The following is a 16,274-nucleotide window of genomic DNA, read 5'->3' as shown; positions in this document are numbered from 1 at the left end:
CCAATAAAGGCCTGAGTATAAGATGCTCGCGTCCACTGTGTAGTTCTCAAAGTACGGGCGGTACCCTTCTTATCATTGGGCTTTTGCCAACGAAAGAAAGGTCCAGAGGAAAGGTTCATACTCAACAAGTCAATAAAGACTTTCACGCCCCTAAAGACGTGCGAGTAAGTACCGGTCCCTCAGGACCCAACAGCGTGCGTCATACAAAACACCCTGAGACACAACATTCCAAATTCCCTAAAGAATCGTACTAATCGTGAACCATTCGGCTCTGCATCAATGTCAATGTTCCACCCATGAGCGCCGTGCAACCCTAACTGGGTTACAAACGGCTGTCTCCTATAACCGGCTGTATACAGACCGAGGAGAACGTGCTCCTTAGAAAGGAGGTGATCCAGCCGCACCTTCCGGTACGGCTACCTTGTTACGACTTAGTCCTAATTACCAATCCCACCTTCGACAGCTCCTCCCTTACGGTTAGGCCACTGGCTTCGGGTGTTACCGACTTTCATGACTTGACGGGCGGTGTGTACAAGGCCCGGGAACGTATTCACCGCAGCGTTGCTGATCTGCGATTACTAGCGACTCCGACTTCATGAGGTCGAGTTGCAGACCTCAATCCGAACTGAGACCGACTTTGTGGGATTCGCTCCACCTTACGGTATTGCAGCCCTCTGTATCGGCCATTGTAGCATGCGTGAAGCCCAAGACATAAGGGGCATGATGATTTGACGTCATCCCCACCTTCCTCCGAGTTGACCCCGGCAGTCTCCCATGAGTTCCCACCATTACGTGCTGGCAACATAGGACGAGGGTTGCGCTCGTTGCGGGACTTAACCCAACATCTCACGACACGAGCTGACGACAACCATGCACCACCTGTATACAGACCTTGCGGGGAGCGTATTTCTACGCTTTTCCTGTATATGTCAAGCCTTGGTAAGGTTCTTCGCGTTGCATCGAATTAATCCGCATGCTCCGCCGCTTGTGCGGGCCCCCGTCAATTCCTTTGAGTTTTAGCCTTGCGGCCGTACTCCCCAGGCGGGGAACTTAATGCGTTAGCTGCGACACAGAAACCGTGGAATGGCCCCTACATCTAGTTCCCAACGTTTACGGCATGGACTACCAGGGTATCTAATCCTGTTTGCTCCCCATGCTTTCGCTCCTCAGCGTCAGTAACGGCCCAGAGATCTGCCTTCGCCATTGGTGTTCCTCCTGATATCTGCGCATTCCACCGCTACACCAGGAATTCCAATCTCCCCTACCGCACTCTAGTCTGCCCGTACCCACTGCAGGCTGGGGGTTGAGCCCCCAGATTTCACAGCAGACGCGACAAACCGCCTACGAGCTCTTTACGCCCAATAATTCCGGACAACGCTTGCACCCTACGTATTACCGCGGCTGCTGGCACGTAGTTAGCCGGTGCTTTTTCTGCAGGTACCGTCACTTTCGCTTCTTCCCTACTAAAAGAGGTTTACAACCCGAAGGCCTTCGTCCCTCACGCGGCGTTGCTGCATCAGGCTTTCGCCCATTGTGCAATATTCCCCACTGCTGCCTCCCGTAGGAGTCTGGGCCGTGTCTCAGTCCCAGTGTGGCCGGTCACCCTCTCAGGCCGGCTACCCGTCGTCGCCTTGGTGAGCCATTACCTCACCAACTAGCTGATAGGCCGCGAGTCCATCCTTGACCGAAATTCTTTCCACCCCCTGAAGATGCCTCCGAGGGTCGTATCCGGTATTAGCTACCATTTCTAGCAGTTATCCCAGAGTCAAGGGCAGGTTACTCACGTGTTACTCACCCGTTCGCCACTAATCCACCAGAGCAAGCCCCAGCTTCATCGTTCGACTTGCATGTGTTAAGCACGCCGCCAGCGTTCGTCCTGAGCCAGGATCAAACTCTCCGTAAATGTTTAATAGCCTCGGAACCGAAGTACCGGGCACATCTAGTGTGGTAACCCGCCGGAATGGGCGAAGAAACCACAAGTTTGAAACTGACAGAACAAATCATTACTGACTTGCTTTGTTGTTTAATTTGTTATTCCAAAGGAATCCTGAACACCAACACAACATCTAGAAAAGATGCGTAATTTGATGCCACAGGGTTTTTGGCATTTGACATTGTGCACGCTGTTGAGTTCTCAAGGATCGGGCGCTCCCACTCCACAACCTTGACGAGGCGGTGTAGGGCAACTTACCTAACTTACCATGTTGGATGACTTTGTCAAACGCATTACCGGCGAGTCGATGACTCTTCGATGCTGCTTCACAACATGGTGTTTATGTCGTTTCGTTCAGGCCTGGGCAAGTCTTCAAAAGACTCTCACTTGGCTGATCTAACTAGTCCCGCTTGAGGCGATTCGCAGCAATTTGCGTTTCAATTCCTATGGGGTGACAAGAGATAACAATACGTGTTTCTGGGGGTTGGAGCAAATCGAAATGGCCCATTTGGCAGGTTTCTTTTTCACCCGTGGCTGAGCGCTCACAAGAGCCATCAATATAGCAAGAATTGGCGAGACTCTTTAGAAGCAACATCGCCAACATTCGCCATCAAATAGTACGAGGCGCCATTGGCTGGCACCGTTACTCCCGGGCTGTCGCACGCCCCCGCTGCGCTACGCTGCCGCGACCATTGGATGGGGGCAGATGTCTCCGTCTTCCCTGGTTCCAAGACGGCATTTAGGTCCGATGGGTCCGTCTGGCAGTCGCTGGACATCCAGTACGTTTCCGCCCCACTGGTTATCGAAAGAACCTGCTGCGAGGTACCGACGTTGTAGACGCACGGCGTGGTGCCCGTATTCGTGATCGTCAGAGAAAGTTGAGGAAGGACACCGGGCTGGTAATCAACGGCATCCGTTATCGCACCAACGGTGAGCTTCGTCGGATCACACGCGGCAACGTTTGCCGTGTCAGCAGCAGTCGCCGCGGCGGGCGTTGACGCCGGCGTCGAAGCGGGAGTTGACGTACCGCTAGGACTACTACTCGCCGGGGGCGTTGACGCCGCTGGGCTGGGGGTCGCCCCGCCGGGCTGAACAATGATCAAGATAACGGCGATGACGACGGCGAGCAGGCCGATTCCCACGACGAGACGGCGGCGGCGGTAAACGGCCGGAGAGACTCTGCGAGCTTGGCCCGAGTTCGGAGTGGTCATGAAGATACGTTACCTACAGGAGTCGCAACATCCTTGTATTTCCAAGGGTGTTTGGCTTGACCCGTGCCAAGTCTAGGAACTCAGCGACGCCCTCATCATTGGAGCGCGCGAGCTCGGCATAAACTTCCGGGGCGATGATTTCATCGCTCACTTCAGTGAAACCATGGCGGGTAAAGAAATCAACCTCGAATGTGAGGCAGAAGAGGCGTGACAAGCCCAGTTTGCGGGCATCCTTTTCAAGGTGCAACAGGATGGCGTGACCCACGCCCTTGCCGAGCCATGCGTCATCGACGGCCAGGGTGCGAACTTCGCCGAGGTCTTGCCACATGACGTGCAGGGCGCCACAACCGATGGGCGTTCCGTGGGAGTCTTCGACAATGCGGAATTCTTGGACCGCCTCGTAGACGGACACGTTTTCTTTGCCGAGCAGGATGCGCTGGGCGACCAGCGGGGCGGCGAGGGACTGAATCCAAGGGACATCAGCGGTGCGTGCGCGGCGGACGATGAACGGTGACTCAGCCATGGCTCAAGGCTAGCGGCTGACACGAGGTGGTCAAAAACGCGAAAGGCGCGACACCCACGAGGGGGCCGCGCCTTTCGACGGAGGTGTTGGCCGCGCGAGCGGATGGCACCGGGCAGATCGTTGGAGCTACTGGAAGTCGGCGACGATGTCAGGCGTGATGGCAATGCCATTCGCCTGGCTCGCGACACCAACAGAAACCGCTTCGCGGGTCGTGGTGGTGAAGACGAAGTCTCCGTCGACGAAGTCCACGTGAACGTGGTTGCCGGCAGCGAGTTCACCTTGCAGGATGCGCTCCGAGAGACGGTCTTCGATTTCGGACTGCATGGCGCGACGCAAGGGGCGGGCACCGAGAGTGGGGTCGAAGCCCACGTCGATGAGGCGTTCCTTAGCCGCAAGCGACAGCTCAAGTGTCATATCGCGGTCGAGCATACGCTCGCTTAGACGCTTGGTGAAGAGATCCACAATTTGAAGCAATTCGACCTTGTCGAGTTGCGGGAAGACGATGGTGTCATCAACACGGTTCAAGAACTCTGGCTTGAAGTGCTTCTTGAGCTCCTCGATGACCTTGCCGCGCATGCGGTCGTAGTCATTCGCCACGTCACCCTCGAGCTGGAAACCAACGGGGCCACCCGAGATGTCCTTGGTACCGAGGTTGGTCGTCATGATGATGACCGTGTTCTTGAAGTCGATGACACGCCCCTGACCATCGGTCAGGCGGCCTTCCTCGAGAATCTGCAACAGCGAGTTGAAGATGTCGGGGTGAGCCTTCTCGATCTCGTCGAAGAGCACGACACTGAACGGCTTGCGACGCACCTTCTCGGTGAGCTGGCCACCCTCTTCAAATCCAACGAATCCGGGAGGAGCCCCAAACAGACGAGAAACAGTGTGCTTCTCGCCGTACTCGCTCATGTCGAGGGAAATCATGGCCGACTCATCGTCGAATAGGAACTCGGCGAGCGCCTTGGCGAGTTCGGTCTTTCCAACACCGGTTGGGCCGGCAAAGATGAATGAACCGCTGGGGCGCTTGGGGTCTTTGAGGCCCGCACGCGTGCGACGGATGGTCTTGGACAGAGCCGAGATCGCCTTTTCTTGACCGATAACGCGCTGGTGCAATGCCTTTTCCATGAAGACCAGGCGCGCGGACTCTTCCTCGGTGAGCTTGAAGACGGGAATGCCTGTGGCCTGCGCCAAAACTTCGGCGATCAAGCCCTCGTCGACAATGCCCTGAGAGGCAACGTCTCCCTTGCGCCATTCCTTTTCACGGCGCACACGCTCACCCTGGAGGTTCTTCTCCTCGTCACGCAGCGAGGCAGCTTTCTCGAAATCGGTGTCTTCGATGGCCTTCTCTTTGGCCGCACGAACCATAGCAATCTGGTCGTCGAGTTCACGCAGCTCGGGCGGGTTCGACAGAATCGACAGGCGCAAACGTGCACCCGCCTCATCGATCAGGTCGATGGCCTTATCTGGCAGGAAACGGTCGCTGACATAACGGTCGGCGAGGTTAGCGGCCGCGACGATGGCGCCATCGGTGATTTGCACCTTGTGATGAGCCTCATAGCGGTCACGAAGGCCTTTGAGAATATTAATGGTGTGCGGCAAGGAGGGCTCGGCGACCTGGATGGGCTGGAAGCGGCGCTCGAGTGCAGCATCCTTCTCGAAATGTTTGCGGTATTCGTCCAGCGTGGTGGCACCGATGGTCTGGAGCTCACCACGAGCCAAAAGGGGCTTCAGGATGCTGGCCGCGTCGATGGCACCCTCGGCGGCACCGGCACCCACCAGAGAATGAATCTCGTCGATGAAGGTGATGATGTCACCACGCGTGCGAATCTCTTTGGTGACTTTTTTCAGGCGTTCCTCAAAGTCACCGCGGTAGCGGCTACCGGCGATGAGTGAACCGAGATCGAGTGAGTAGAGCTGTTTGCCCTTGAGGGTCTCGGGGACGTTGCCGGAGACGATGGCTTGTGCCAAGCCCTCGACGACGGCCGTCTTGCCAACACCGGGTTCGCCGATGAGGACGGGGTTGTTCTTGGAGCGGCGTGAAAGAATCTGCATGACGCGTTCGATCTCTTTTTCGCGGCCGATAACGGGGTCAAGCTTGCCCTCGCGGGCAGCCTGGGTCAGGTTGCGGCCGAACTGATCCAGCACGGTGGAACCCTGCGAAGCGGTGGACTCCTCTTTGACACCGGCAGCGACTTGCTCTTTGCCTTGGTAGCCCGAGAGGAGCTGAATGACCTGTTGGCGAACCCGGTTCAGATCTGCGCCAAGTTTGACAAGAACCTGAGCAGCAACGCCCTCGCCCTCGCGAATGAGGCCCAGCAAAATATGCTCGGTTCCGATGTAGTTGTGGCCCAGCTGGAGCGCTTCACGCAGACTCAGCTCGAGAACCTTCTTGGCGCGGGGGGTAAAGGGAATGTGACCGGTGGGTTGCTGTTGGCCCTGACCGATGATGTCCTGCACCTGCTCGCGCACGGCATCCAGCGAAATGCCGAGGGACTCGAGTGCCTTGGCGGCAACACCCTCCCCCTCGTGGATGAGGCCAAGCAAAATGTGCTCGGTACCGATGTAGTTGTGGTTGAGCATCTTGGCTTCTTCTTGGGCCAAAACAACGACGCGACGAGCGCGGTCTGTAAATCTCTCAAACATCTCAAAACTCCCATCGGCACTCACCAGCGCAGTGGGTGCTTGTTTTCGAGAATAACCAGAAGAACGCTGTCTTCGTGGCCCTGTTCGCTTGCGGCGTGCAAACTGCCCTGTCGTGTTCGCCCACGGCGTGCAAAGTACGCTGGAGGGCATGAGTATCCTCTCGCCACGCACTGTTCCGCTCGGTGGCGTTCGCGCTATGACCGTGCGTCGGACACTCCCCCAACGAGAACGTTCCACCATCGGCGCTTGGTGTTTTCTCGACCATTTTGGGCCGGATGTCGTGAGCGAGGATTCGGGGATGGTGGTACCGCCGCATCCGCACACGGGATTACAAACCGTCACCTGGTTATTTGCTGGCGAGGTTGAGCATTGCGACAGTGTGGGCAGTCGGCAGCTGATCAGTCCGGGGTCGGTTAACCTCATGACGGCCGGGGCAGGAATTTCGCATTCGGAGGTTTCCCAGCTGGGCTCGACGACCGTGCACGGGGTGCAACTATGGGTCGCGCTGCCGGAGGCAGATCGCCACATTGCACCGTTCTTTGAGCATCATGTTGCGCCGCGCGTCAGGCTTGGCGATGCCCAGCTGACCGTATTTGTTGGCGCACTGGCTCGGGGATTAGGGATGCCCGCCGTCGCCGGGCTCGGAACGGTCGCATCATCCGCGACGATATTTAGCCCGCTCGTGGGGATTGAGATTGTGGCTCCGGCCAATTCGATGTTCGTTGTGCCGGTCGATGTCACGTTTGAGCACGGCATTCTGGTGGATGCCGGGGCGATTACGGTCAACGGGGAAGCCGCGGCACAGGATGAGCTATTGCTTCTCGAGGTGGGCCTCGGCGAATTAAGCATAGAAACGGGCAATCAACCGGTGCGGCTCGTGCTCATTGGCGGGACCCCCTTCACCGAGGAGCTCGTGATGTGGTGGAACTTTCTGGGACGCAGCCACGAGGAGATTGTGGCCTTTCGCGAGCAGTGGCAAGGCGATGTGGTTGCCGGCGGGAACGAGGCCGGGGTGTTTGGTCGCGTTGACTACGACGGGGCAGCATTGCCGGCTCCGGAAATGCCGACAGTGATCCTGCGGCCCCGGCGAAATCATTCATAAGCGTGTTGGCTGACATCCACTTACATGGGCTGACATTCGCTGATGTGTGACAGAGGCCCCCTGCTGCGTGGAGGAGTTCTTCGCAATTTTGGTTCCTTGGCCGGCAATCGGATCCCACGAAAAACGACTTCGCGACGGGCGCCTCTCGCCCAACTACCTCCAAGACGGGCCTCCAGGAAAACAGGTCGTACAACGTGGCTTCTCGGCGGAGGGGACTGATGTGACGTCGGATTTCGTGAGATCTCGGCGAGGACGACGGTATTTGCGCGTGACTACGCGTGCAATGCCGGCCTAACCTTGAGTCATGGCTACGACAAAGGAATTCACTGAAGAGGTACTCGACGCCTTGGGCGCACGCGACGTGCGGGTGCGCCCAATGTTTGGCGAGTACGGCATCTATTGCGATAACAAGTTCTTGGGTGTGCTGTGCAACAACACTATGTTCGTCAAGATTACCCAGCCTGGGGAGACTGTGGGCGGGGACGTCGGTCGCGGATCTCCGTATCCCGGGGCAAAACCGCATTTCGAGATACCGTCGAGCCGCTTGGGCGATTCGACGTGGCTGTACGAGTTGGTGCGCGTGACCGTGGACGCTCTTCCGGCGCCGAAGCAACGCGCCAAACCAAAGGCCAAGACCGCAACGAAAGAGACAAATCTGTGAGCGAGAAGCCGCCAACCCGAGTTTCGGCTGATCCTGCGCCGGAAACGGTGCCTCCGCGATTGGCGCATCCGGAATCTGTAGAGCGCTTTCGGGCGGCGTTGAGGAAGCACGGTGCGAGCGGTGATGTTGTTCGTCTCGATGACACGGCGCACACCGCGCAGGCCGCTGCCGACGGCCTCGGTATTACCCGAGCTCAGATCGCGAACTCGCTCGTCTTTCTGGCGGACGGTGAGCCGGTGTTGGTGATGTCATCCGGGGGTCATCGCGTCGACACCCACAAGATCGCTGCCGCATTTGGCGGCAAGAAAATCACGAAGGCCAACGCCGATGTTGTTCGGGCGGCCACGGGGTATGTCATTGGCGGGGTCTCCCCCGTAGGGCTTGCATCAGAGTTGCCAACTCTTGTGGACACTTTTCTCGCACAGTTTGAGACGATTTTTTCCGCGGGTGGGCATCCGGCCTATGTGTATGAGACGACATTTGCGGAGCTCGTTCGCATGACCGGTGGAACCCCCACGGACGTGGCTGAGGCGTCTTAGAGAGGAGTCCCAGAGTGGCTACTGCAGGGCTGAGGTGAGGCGAGCGAGACCGTCGAGAACGGTGGAGCGCAGGGGCTGCTTCATCCATTCCTCAAGGGAAAGTTGACGGCTGTCATCGCGGTAGCGCTGTTCTACGGCACGCATTTGTTCGACAAATGACCGGCCGCGAACCATGAGGGAGACCTCGAGGTTCAAGCTGAAGGAGCGCATGTCCATGTTGCTCGAGCCGATGACGGCAACGTCATCATCGATGCTGATGTGTTTGGAGTGCAGGATCGTCGGCGCCTTATAGAGCCAGATGACTACTCCGGCGCGGAGCAGCGCCTCGTAGTACGAGCGCTGGGCGTGGTAAACCAACGCCTGATCGCCTTCTTCGGAAACAAACAGTTCTACGCGAACACCACGCTGGGTCGCGGTGGTGACGGCGTACAGCAGCGATTCATCTGGAACAAAGTACGGCGAGGTAATGATGATTTGCTCTTGGGCTGAATAGAGCAAGGCCAAGAACATGCGGAGATTGTTTTCCTCGGCGAAGCCCGGGCCGCTCGGCACAATCTGGCAGTCGAGGGTCTCCCCCGAGGTCACCGATTCCCGGGGCTCAGCTTCACGCGTGAGCAGAATGTCGGTTTCGCTGTACCAATCGGTGATGAAGATCGCATTGAGTCCCGCAACAATGGGGCCGCGCAGACGCACCATGGCGTCTTTCCAGTGCAGGCCACGTTTGAGATTGGACTTCTTGAGGTAACTGGAGTCGATGAGATTCTGCGAGCCCATCCACCCGGTAACGCCATCGATGATGACGAGCTTGCGGTGATTGCGCAGGTCGGGGCGTTCATACTTGCCTTCGAGGGGCAGGAAAGGCAACATTACGTGCCATTCCGCACCGATCTCGGTGAGGTGTTTCTTTGTCTGGCGGTAGCCGACCGTGCGCAGGGCTGCCACGTGATCAAAAAGAACGCGAACCTTGACGCCACGCTCGACGGCCCTGGCCATGGCGGCAAAGAAGGGTTCCGTTACGGAGTCGGAGGAGAGGATGTAGAACTCAACGTGAACGAAACGCTTGGCCGCGTCAATGTCGGCCGCGATGTCACCGATGTTCTTTTCGTAATCAATCTGCAGGCTCGCGGTGTTGCCACCAATCATTGGCATGGAGCCGAGGTTGCGGTTGAGCTTTACGACGGATTCAAGCCACGGCGGCCAGGCATCAACCTTGGCGATCTCATCCATGCCCTCGGTGGATTCAATGATGAACTTATTGATTTCACTTTGACGGCGGCGGCGGCCACGCCCCAATCGGGGGCTCCCGATGAGCAAAAAGAGAAGAACCCCGACATAGGGGATGAAGAAAATGGCGAGCAACCATGCCATTGCCGACGTAGGTCGACGATTGCGGGGCACGATAATGATGGCCGTCACACGGATGGCTAGGTCAAGAAGGACTGCCGCAACGGCAATCCAAAATGACAGGGTGTTCACACTTAGCTCCCTTGGGGAGCGGCAGCCGGAAGACCGCGCTTGGCCCTTTCCTCAGCTTCAATGCGAACGCGGGCCTCACGCTCCGTGCGGTCAGAACGCACGATGGAACGAATAATGAGCCAAAAGAGCAGGCCGAGGAGCACGGTCGGCGTGAGCGACCAGAGGGCGTTGAGCCAGAAGTTATCCATGGTGGTTTTAGACTAGCGCGGTGAGCTGACTACTTGACCAACGGAAAGAGAATCGTTTCGCGGATTCCAAGGCCCGTGATGGCCATCAGGAGGCGGTCGATCCCCATTCCCATTCCCCCGGTGGGGGGCATGCCGTGCTCGAGAGCTCTTAAGAACTCTTCATCGAGGGGCATCGCCTCAACATCACCGGCCGCGCTTTGGGTCGCCTGTTGAATAAACCGTTCGCGCTGGACGACCGGGTCCACGAGCTCCGAGTAGCCGGTGGCAAGCTCAAAGCCGCCAATGTAGAGGTCCCACTTTTCGACCACACCGGCAATGGTGCGGTGATCGCGGGTGAGGGGGCTCGTCTCCACGGGGAAGTCCATCACGAAGGTGGGTCGTTCGAGGGTACCCTTCACGAAGTGCTCCCAGAGTTCTTCGACAAGTTTTCCGTGGTTAGGAACTGCCACCTCAATGCCAACCGAATCGGCGAGCTGCTGCAGCACGGCAACGCTGGTCTTGGGCGTAATTTCGACGCCTGCTGCCTCCGAAAGAGAGTGGTACAGGCTGATGCGATCCCATTCGCCACCCAGGTCATATTCGGTGCCATCCGCCCAGGTCACGACGTGCGAGCCGGCCACCGCGAACGCGGCATTTTGGATGAGCTTCTGGGTGAGGGCCGCGATCGAGGTGTAGTCACCGTAAGCCTCATAGGCCTCGAGCATGGCAAATTCTGGGGAGTGAGAGGAGTCAGCACCCTCGTTGCGGAAGTTGCGGTTGATCTCGTAGATGCGGTCGATGCCACCAACGACGGCACGCTTGAGGAAAAGTTCGGGTGCGATACGCAGAAAGAGCTCCATGTCGAACGCATTCGAGTGCGTGACAAAAGGCCGGGCGGATGCCCCGCCGTGCATGACCTGCAACATGGGCGTCTCCACCTCGACAAAGTCGAGCTTGGTGAAGGTTTCCCGAAGGGAAGCGACAGCTTTGGCACGGCTGAGAACTGTGGTGCGAGCGGCGTCACGAACGATCAGGTCGAGGTAACGGCTGCGAACGCGCGACTCCTCACCCAGTTCGTTGTGCAGGTTCGGGAGCGGAAGCAGCGACTTGGTGGCCATCTTCCAACCGGTGGCCATGACCGAGAGCTCGCCACGACGGGAGGAAATGACTTCACCGGTGACGAAAACGTGGTCGCCGAGGTCAACGAGCTCTTTCCAGAGTTCCAGCGATTCTTCGCCCACTTCGGCGAGCGAAATCATGGCCTGGATGCGACTGCCGTCGCCCGATTGCAGGCTGGCAAAACACAGCTTTCCCGTGTTGCGCAGGTGCACGATGCGGCCCGCGAGACCCACAATGACGTCGGTCTTGGCATCGGCTTCGAGGCCGCCGAAGCGCTCGCGGACGGAAGGAATCGTGTCGGTCACGGGTACCGCTACGGGGTACGCCTCGAGGCCCAGCCCAATGAGGCGGTCACGCTTGGCAAGGCGAACAGCTTTTTGCTCGCTGACTTCGGCAGCCGACAGTTCCTCCGGCTCGACCGGTGCGGCGGCGGAAGGGTGGGCTGCGGAATTCTCAGTCATAAGTGGGGCTGTCCTTTAAGAATCGGCTTCGGGCGAGCCGAGAACGAGATTATCGGTATCGATCAAGCGAGTCGAACCAATGACAGCGGCAATCACGGCGGTAACCGGGCCTTGGTAATCATCGCTGACCGCCGTGAAGGTTTTTGGATCGACGAGGTCGAGATAATCCAGTCTAGCCAGCGGGGCAGCCGCGAATACCTGACGGCCGGCCGTTCGCGCCGCTGCGACACCGAGGGGCGCATTCAATGCGATGGCGGTCAATGCCTCCGGCATCACAAGCGCCAGGCCCCGCTGACTTTCATCGAGGAAACGATTGCGACTGGAGAGGGCAAGGCCGTCGTGCTCGCGCACGGTACGCACCACGTCGAGCTCGATGGGCCAATCGTTCTGCGCAATCATCTGCCGAACGAGGAAGACCTGCTGCGCATCCTTCTGGCCGAAAACGGCAACGTTCGGGCCGACGATATCGAAAAGACGGGCGACCACCGTGAGCATGCCATCGAAATGAGTGGGGCGAGCGGCGCCCTCGAAGGTGGTGCCGACCGGGCCGGCGTGCCTGGCGGGAATAGTGAGACCGGCGGGATACATCTCGGAGGTGGAAGGAGCGAAGACGTAGTCGACGCCCTCGTCGGCGAGGGCAGCGACATCGACCTCCAGCGTGCGCGGATAGCGGTCAAAATCTTCCCCGACACCAAACTGCAGTGGGTTTACAAAAATGGAGACCAGCACCACTTCCGCGAGCGTGCGGGCATGCCGAATGAGTTCCAAGTGCCCCTCATGCAACGCGCCCATGGTCGGAACCAACGCGATGCGATGACCATCGTGCGCGTGACGAATCTGCCCGGCCTCGCGCACGGTGGTGAGTACTTTCGGCGCGCCACTCATGACGAGAGGTCCCCGTCGAGCTCACGGAACGGAAGGCCCGAAATATCTCCCCGCGCCGTCAACGCATTGTCGACAGCCGAGCGAATTAGAGGGGCCAGGATGCGCCCCGGACGGTCGATGCCGATGCCCGCGAGGATGGCGGTGGATTGCTCGACTACGGCCGCGGAGAACTGCGAAGCGGTGGCGATAGCCTCGGCGTAATCGGAGCGCTTGCTCTCGGCGATGACAACGGGCTCACCGCCCATCTCCACGGCCAGAGCCTGCGCAATGGGCAGCACGGGCGTCGGAGCGGTGACGGCGATGTAGCACTCATTCAGTCGGGCAAGGTCGATGCTGGTGCCCGTGAACGACATCGCGGGATGAAGAGCCACGGGGATCACGCCCGCGGCCACGGCCGGCGCGAGGACGCCTGTACCGTATTTGGCCGACGTGTGGGCGACAATCTGGCCGGGCTGCCAGGCTCCGGCACGCGCAAGTCCTTCGATGAGGTTGGGGAGTTCAGCATCCGGAATCGCGATGAGGACAAGTTCGCTCAGCTCGATCAATCGGGGTACCTCCATGATGGGCACCCCCGGCAACATGGTGTGCGCGCGTTCGCGACTGGCCTCAGAGATCGCCGCGATACCGACAAGAGCATGCCCCGCGCCGGCGAGGGCAGCGCCGAGAACCGGGCCAACGTGACCTGCTCCGATAATGCCGACGCCGAGGCGTCCGTCACGATCATGCGGCGGGTTCACTCAGGCTCTTTCCTCGAGGGTCTTCAGGATCTTGGGGTGGGAGGGTGCACAGAAACTCGGCAATGAGTCCCCCCGCGACAAGGAGCGCTGCCGCCACAATCTGTGAAATGGCGAGGGCGCTCATGCTGAATGTCGGCGGGATGGGGCGGCCCAACAGGAAGATGAGGATGCCCGCGGCTGCTCCCACGAGAAGGGAGCCGGTGAGGCTTGATGCTTTCGCAAAGACTGCCACGCGCAACGCATAAAACGGGTCGATCGGCGCCTTTCTCTTGCCCGTCACCGAGCGGCGAACAGGGATCGCCAGAAGGACGACAGCGACAGCGAGGGCCGCGAGTGTGAGGGTCAGGCTCAGCGGCGGCACAACAATGTTCGATCCCACCGATTGGGCAAGAAGCTCAAGGAGATACGCGATGACGCCGCCGGCGAGGATCGCCGCCAAGAGAATGCTCGCGCGCGTGCGCTTCACTGCCCAACAACCACTTCGACATGGGCGCGGACTGGGTCGGGACAGAATGCGAGCAGTTCGGCGGCATTGCCCCGGCCGGGGATAGCCGCGTCGGGATCGAGTTCGAGCCACGGCGCCAGCACGAAGGAACGGTCACCCACGCGAGGGTGCGGAAGGGTCAGGCTCTCGTCGCTGATCTCCAGATTGTCATAGGTGATGATGTCGAGGTCAAGGGTTCGATCTCCCCAACGCACCTCGCGGGTTCGACCGTGAGCGTGCTCGATCCCGTTCAGGGCCGAAAGAAGATCGTGTGGCGCGAGGGTCGTTTCGATGAGGGCCACAGCGTTCAGATATTCGGGTGCGCTGAGGTCGACGCCGTCTGGCTTGACCGCCGCGGACTCGACAAAAGAGGAGAGCACGATCACATGAGTTCCCGGCAGCGCATCAATTTCCGCAGCAGCGGCACGGATGGTGCTCACGCGATCTCCGAGGTTGGCTCCGAACGCAATGACGGCGCCATGCTGCGATGAACCCTGCTCCGATGAACCCTGCTCCGATGAACCCTGCGGCGTCTGGCCACTCATCGGCGGCGTCTCACAATCGTGACCGAGACATCTCCGAAAGGAACCGAGATGGGAGCGTGCGGCTTGTGAATGGTGACCTCCGTGACCATGACCGCCTCGTGCCCCAAGACGACGTTTGCGACGCGTTCGGCGACCGTCTCGATGAGATCTACCGGGCTGGTGGCCACGGCATCTGCAACCTCTTCGGCCAGTTCGCCGTAATGCACGGTTCGCGAGAGATCATCGGTCCCGGAAGCGGCGGACAGGTCGAGCCAGGCAATGACATCGACGACGAACTCTTGACCGTTTTCGCGCTCAAAGTCGAACACCCCGTGGTGTGCCTGAACACGGATGCCCGTGAGCGTGATCCGGTCAGTATGGGGGAATGCGTCGTTCATGCGCCGGCTCCTTGGGCTCGGAAAGCGGCGCCGTGCTCCCACGACTCGAGGACTCGCAGTGCTGCGTACGTGCGGGCTACGGCATGAACGCGGACTCCCCAGGCTCCGGCCTGAGCGGCCAGCACGCTGACAGCGACGGTTGCAGCGTCACGGTCCTCCATGGTGGCGTCATCGGGTAAGAGCGAGCTCAAGAAACGTTTGCGTGAGGCCCCGACGAGGAGGGGGTACCCCAGCGCCAAAAGGTCACCGAGACGCCCCAGCATCTGCCAGTTGTGCTCGGCATTTTTGGCAAAGCCAAGGCCAGGGTCCACGACGAGCTGCTCTGGCCGGACGCCATCGGCGAGAAGTGCCGCGACGCGCGCACCCAGCTCTCGCGTGATGTCACTCGGCGCATCTTTGTAGAGCGCTTGGGCATCCATCTCCACGGAATGCCCCCGCCAGTGACTGGCGATAAACATGGCATCAGACTCGCGAACGACACGTGCCATGAAGAAATCGGCGATTCCTCCCGACACATCGTTGATGTACTTTGCTCCAAAGTCAACGGCTTGCAGTGCCGTCGATGCGTTCATGGTGTCGACACTCACGGTGGCTCCCGCCCGCACGAGGGCGCCGATAACGGGAATGACCCGAAGTTGCTCCTGTTCGAGGGTGACCCGGGCGGCCCCTGGGCGAGTGGACTCGCCACCAACGTCGATGATGTCGGCACCTTCCTCGACCAACTGCATCCCGCGTTTGATCGCGGCCTCGGTGTCAAGATACTCACCACCGTCGCTAAAAGAGTCGGGCGTGACATTCAGCACACCCATGATGAGAGTGCGCCGGGGGGCCGGCTTAGCCACGGGGGCCTCCGATGAGTGCCATCAATTCGGCCCGGGCATGAACGTCGGAGAGATGTCCGCGCGATGCCATCGTGATGGTGCGCGTGTTGGGCTGTTCGAGCCCGCGAGCGGCAACGCATTGATGAGCCGCGTCCAATACGACCAAGACTCCCCGAGCACCAAGGCCCTCTTCGAGGGCATCAGCAATCTGTTCGGTCAAGCGTTCCTGCACCTGGGGGCGCGCTGCGATAGTGGCCACGACGCGGGGCAGTTTGCCGAGGCCGACGACTTTGTTCAAGGGGAGGTACGCCACGTGGGCGACCCCAATGAACGGGAGAAGGTGGTGTTCGCAAATAGAACGAAAGGCAATGTCTGTCAGGACCACAGCATCGGAAAGCTCCGACACGGCGAGCGTTTCCTGAAGGTGATCCAGAGGGTCTGCCCCGATGCCGGCAAAGAACTCTGCGTAGGCCTCAGCCACGCGGGTGGGCGTCGTTGTCAGGCCTGCACGCTTCGGGTCTTCCCCAATGGCATGAAGGAGTTCCACGACAGCCGCTTCAATGCGGGCCTTGTCGACAGTCATACGTTAA

The 16,274-nt window shown here is 59.4% G+C and carries 16 protein-coding genes and 1 rRNA gene; 3 read left to right on the top strand and 14 right to left on the bottom strand.

The window, feature by feature from the left end; genetic code table 11:
• Positions 1 to 382 precede the first annotated feature (382 nt).
• From FB555_RS09385 to FB555_RS09370, 4 genes are all read right to left on the bottom strand, one after another.
• Positions 383 to 1,903, bottom strand: a 16S ribosomal RNA gene (locus FB555_RS09385).
• A gap of 584 nt (positions 1,904 to 2,487) precedes the next feature.
• Positions 2,488 to 3,144: a hypothetical protein gene (locus FB555_RS09380; protein WP_182485219.1), complete on the bottom strand. Its 657-nt coding sequence runs from the start codon at positions 3,142 to 3,144 to the stop codon at positions 2,488 to 2,490.
• Between the two features lie 13 nt (positions 3,145 to 3,157).
• Positions 3,158 to 3,667, bottom strand: a complete 510-nt coding sequence (locus tag FB555_RS09375; RefSeq protein WP_182485218.1) for an amino-acid N-acetyltransferase — start codon at positions 3,665 to 3,667, stop codon at positions 3,158 to 3,160.
• A 126-nt stretch (positions 3,668 to 3,793) separates the two neighbouring features.
• Positions 3,794 to 6,310, bottom strand: coding sequence for an ATP-dependent Clp protease ATP-binding subunit (locus tag FB555_RS09370; protein ID WP_182485217.1), 2,517 nt, complete (start codon positions 6,308 to 6,310; stop codon positions 3,794 to 3,796).
• Positions 6,311 to 6,458: 148 nt separating this feature from the next.
• Here FB555_RS09370 and FB555_RS09365 point away from each other — a divergent pair, with 148 nt between their 5' ends.
• The 3 genes from FB555_RS09365 to FB555_RS09355 all read left to right on the top strand — a co-directional run bounded on the left by FB555_RS09365 (position 6,459) and on the right by FB555_RS09355 (position 8,612).
• Positions 6,459 to 7,412 (top strand): pirin family protein, encoded by a 954-nt coding sequence (locus tag FB555_RS09365; protein WP_182485216.1) that lies wholly within the window; start codon positions 6,459 to 6,461, stop codon positions 7,410 to 7,412.
• Positions 7,413 to 7,716: 304 nt separating this feature from the next.
• Positions 7,717 to 8,073, top strand: coding sequence for a TfoX/Sxy family protein (locus FB555_RS09360; RefSeq protein WP_182485215.1), 357 nt, complete (start codon positions 7,717 to 7,719; stop codon positions 8,071 to 8,073).
• Positions 8,070 to 8,612, top strand: coding sequence for a YbaK/EbsC family protein (locus FB555_RS09355; RefSeq protein ID WP_343046447.1), 543 nt, complete (start codon positions 8,070 to 8,072; stop codon positions 8,610 to 8,612). Before FB555_RS09360 ends, FB555_RS09355 begins: the two co-directional genes overlap by 4 nt.
• Positions 8,613 to 8,630: 18 nt before the next feature.
• Here the strand turns inward: FB555_RS09355 and cls are convergent, their stop codons facing one another.
• Genes cls through folE form a run of 10 tightly spaced genes read right to left on the bottom strand, consistent with a single transcriptional unit; the run spans position 8,631 to position 16,267 of the window.
• Positions 8,631 to 10,088 carry a cardiolipin synthase gene (gene cls / locus FB555_RS09350; protein WP_182485214.1) on the bottom strand — a complete coding sequence of 486 codons (1,458 nt, stop codon included), beginning with the start codon at positions 10,086 to 10,088 and terminating at the stop codon, positions 8,631 to 8,633.
• A 2-nt stretch (positions 10,089 to 10,090) separates the two neighbouring features.
• A complete protein-coding gene (locus FB555_RS09345) occupies positions 10,091 to 10,276 on the bottom strand; it encodes a hypothetical protein (RefSeq protein WP_182485213.1) in 186 nt (61 codons plus the stop codon).
• Positions 10,277 to 10,305: 29 nt separating this feature from the next.
• A complete protein-coding gene (gene lysS / locus FB555_RS09340) occupies positions 10,306 to 11,835 on the bottom strand; it encodes a lysine--tRNA ligase (protein WP_182485212.1) in 1,530 nt (509 codons plus the stop codon).
• A 15-nt stretch (positions 11,836 to 11,850) separates the two neighbouring features.
• Positions 11,851 to 12,720, bottom strand: a complete 870-nt coding sequence (gene panC / locus FB555_RS09335) for a pantoate--beta-alanine ligase (RefSeq protein WP_182485211.1) — start codon at positions 12,718 to 12,720, stop codon at positions 11,851 to 11,853.
• Positions 12,717 to 13,457: a DUF2520 domain-containing protein gene (locus tag FB555_RS09330; RefSeq protein WP_182485210.1), complete on the bottom strand. Its 741-nt coding sequence runs from the start codon at positions 13,455 to 13,457 to the stop codon at positions 12,717 to 12,719. The genes panC and FB555_RS09330 overlap by 4 nt, the downstream gene beginning before the upstream one ends.
• Positions 13,441 to 13,923, bottom strand: a complete 483-nt coding sequence (locus tag FB555_RS09325) for a DUF3180 family protein (RefSeq protein WP_182485209.1) — start codon at positions 13,921 to 13,923, stop codon at positions 13,441 to 13,443. Before FB555_RS09325 ends, FB555_RS09330 begins: the two co-directional genes overlap by 17 nt.
• A complete protein-coding gene (gene folK, locus FB555_RS09320; RefSeq protein ID WP_182485208.1) occupies positions 13,920 to 14,486 on the bottom strand; it encodes a 2-amino-4-hydroxy-6-hydroxymethyldihydropteridine diphosphokinase in 567 nt (188 codons plus the stop codon). Before folK ends, FB555_RS09325 begins: the two co-directional genes overlap by 4 nt.
• Positions 14,483 to 14,863: a dihydroneopterin aldolase gene (folB, locus tag FB555_RS09315; protein ID WP_182485207.1), complete on the bottom strand. Its 381-nt coding sequence runs from the start codon at positions 14,861 to 14,863 to the stop codon at positions 14,483 to 14,485. Before folB ends, folK begins: the two co-directional genes overlap by 4 nt.
• On the bottom strand, positions 14,860 to 15,705 hold the full coding sequence (gene folP, locus FB555_RS09310) for a dihydropteroate synthase (RefSeq protein ID WP_343046446.1): 846 nt from the start codon (positions 15,703 to 15,705) through the stop codon (positions 14,860 to 14,862). Before folP ends, folB begins: the two co-directional genes overlap by 4 nt.
• The gene (gene folE / locus FB555_RS09305; RefSeq protein WP_182485206.1) at positions 15,698 to 16,267 is read right to left on the bottom strand and encodes a GTP cyclohydrolase I FolE; all 570 of its coding nucleotides are present in this window, start codon (positions 16,265 to 16,267) and stop codon (positions 15,698 to 15,700) included. The genes folP and folE overlap by 8 nt, the downstream gene beginning before the upstream one ends.
• Positions 16,268 to 16,274: the final 7 nt, after the last annotated feature.

This window comes from Alpinimonas psychrophila (assembly GCF_014137865.1).
Taxonomy (GTDB): Bacteria; Actinomycetota; Actinomycetes; order Actinomycetales; family Microbacteriaceae; genus Alpinimonas; species Alpinimonas psychrophila.
Note: the sequence above shows the minus strand (reverse complement) of the source record. Positions and strands in the feature narration are given on the sequence as shown.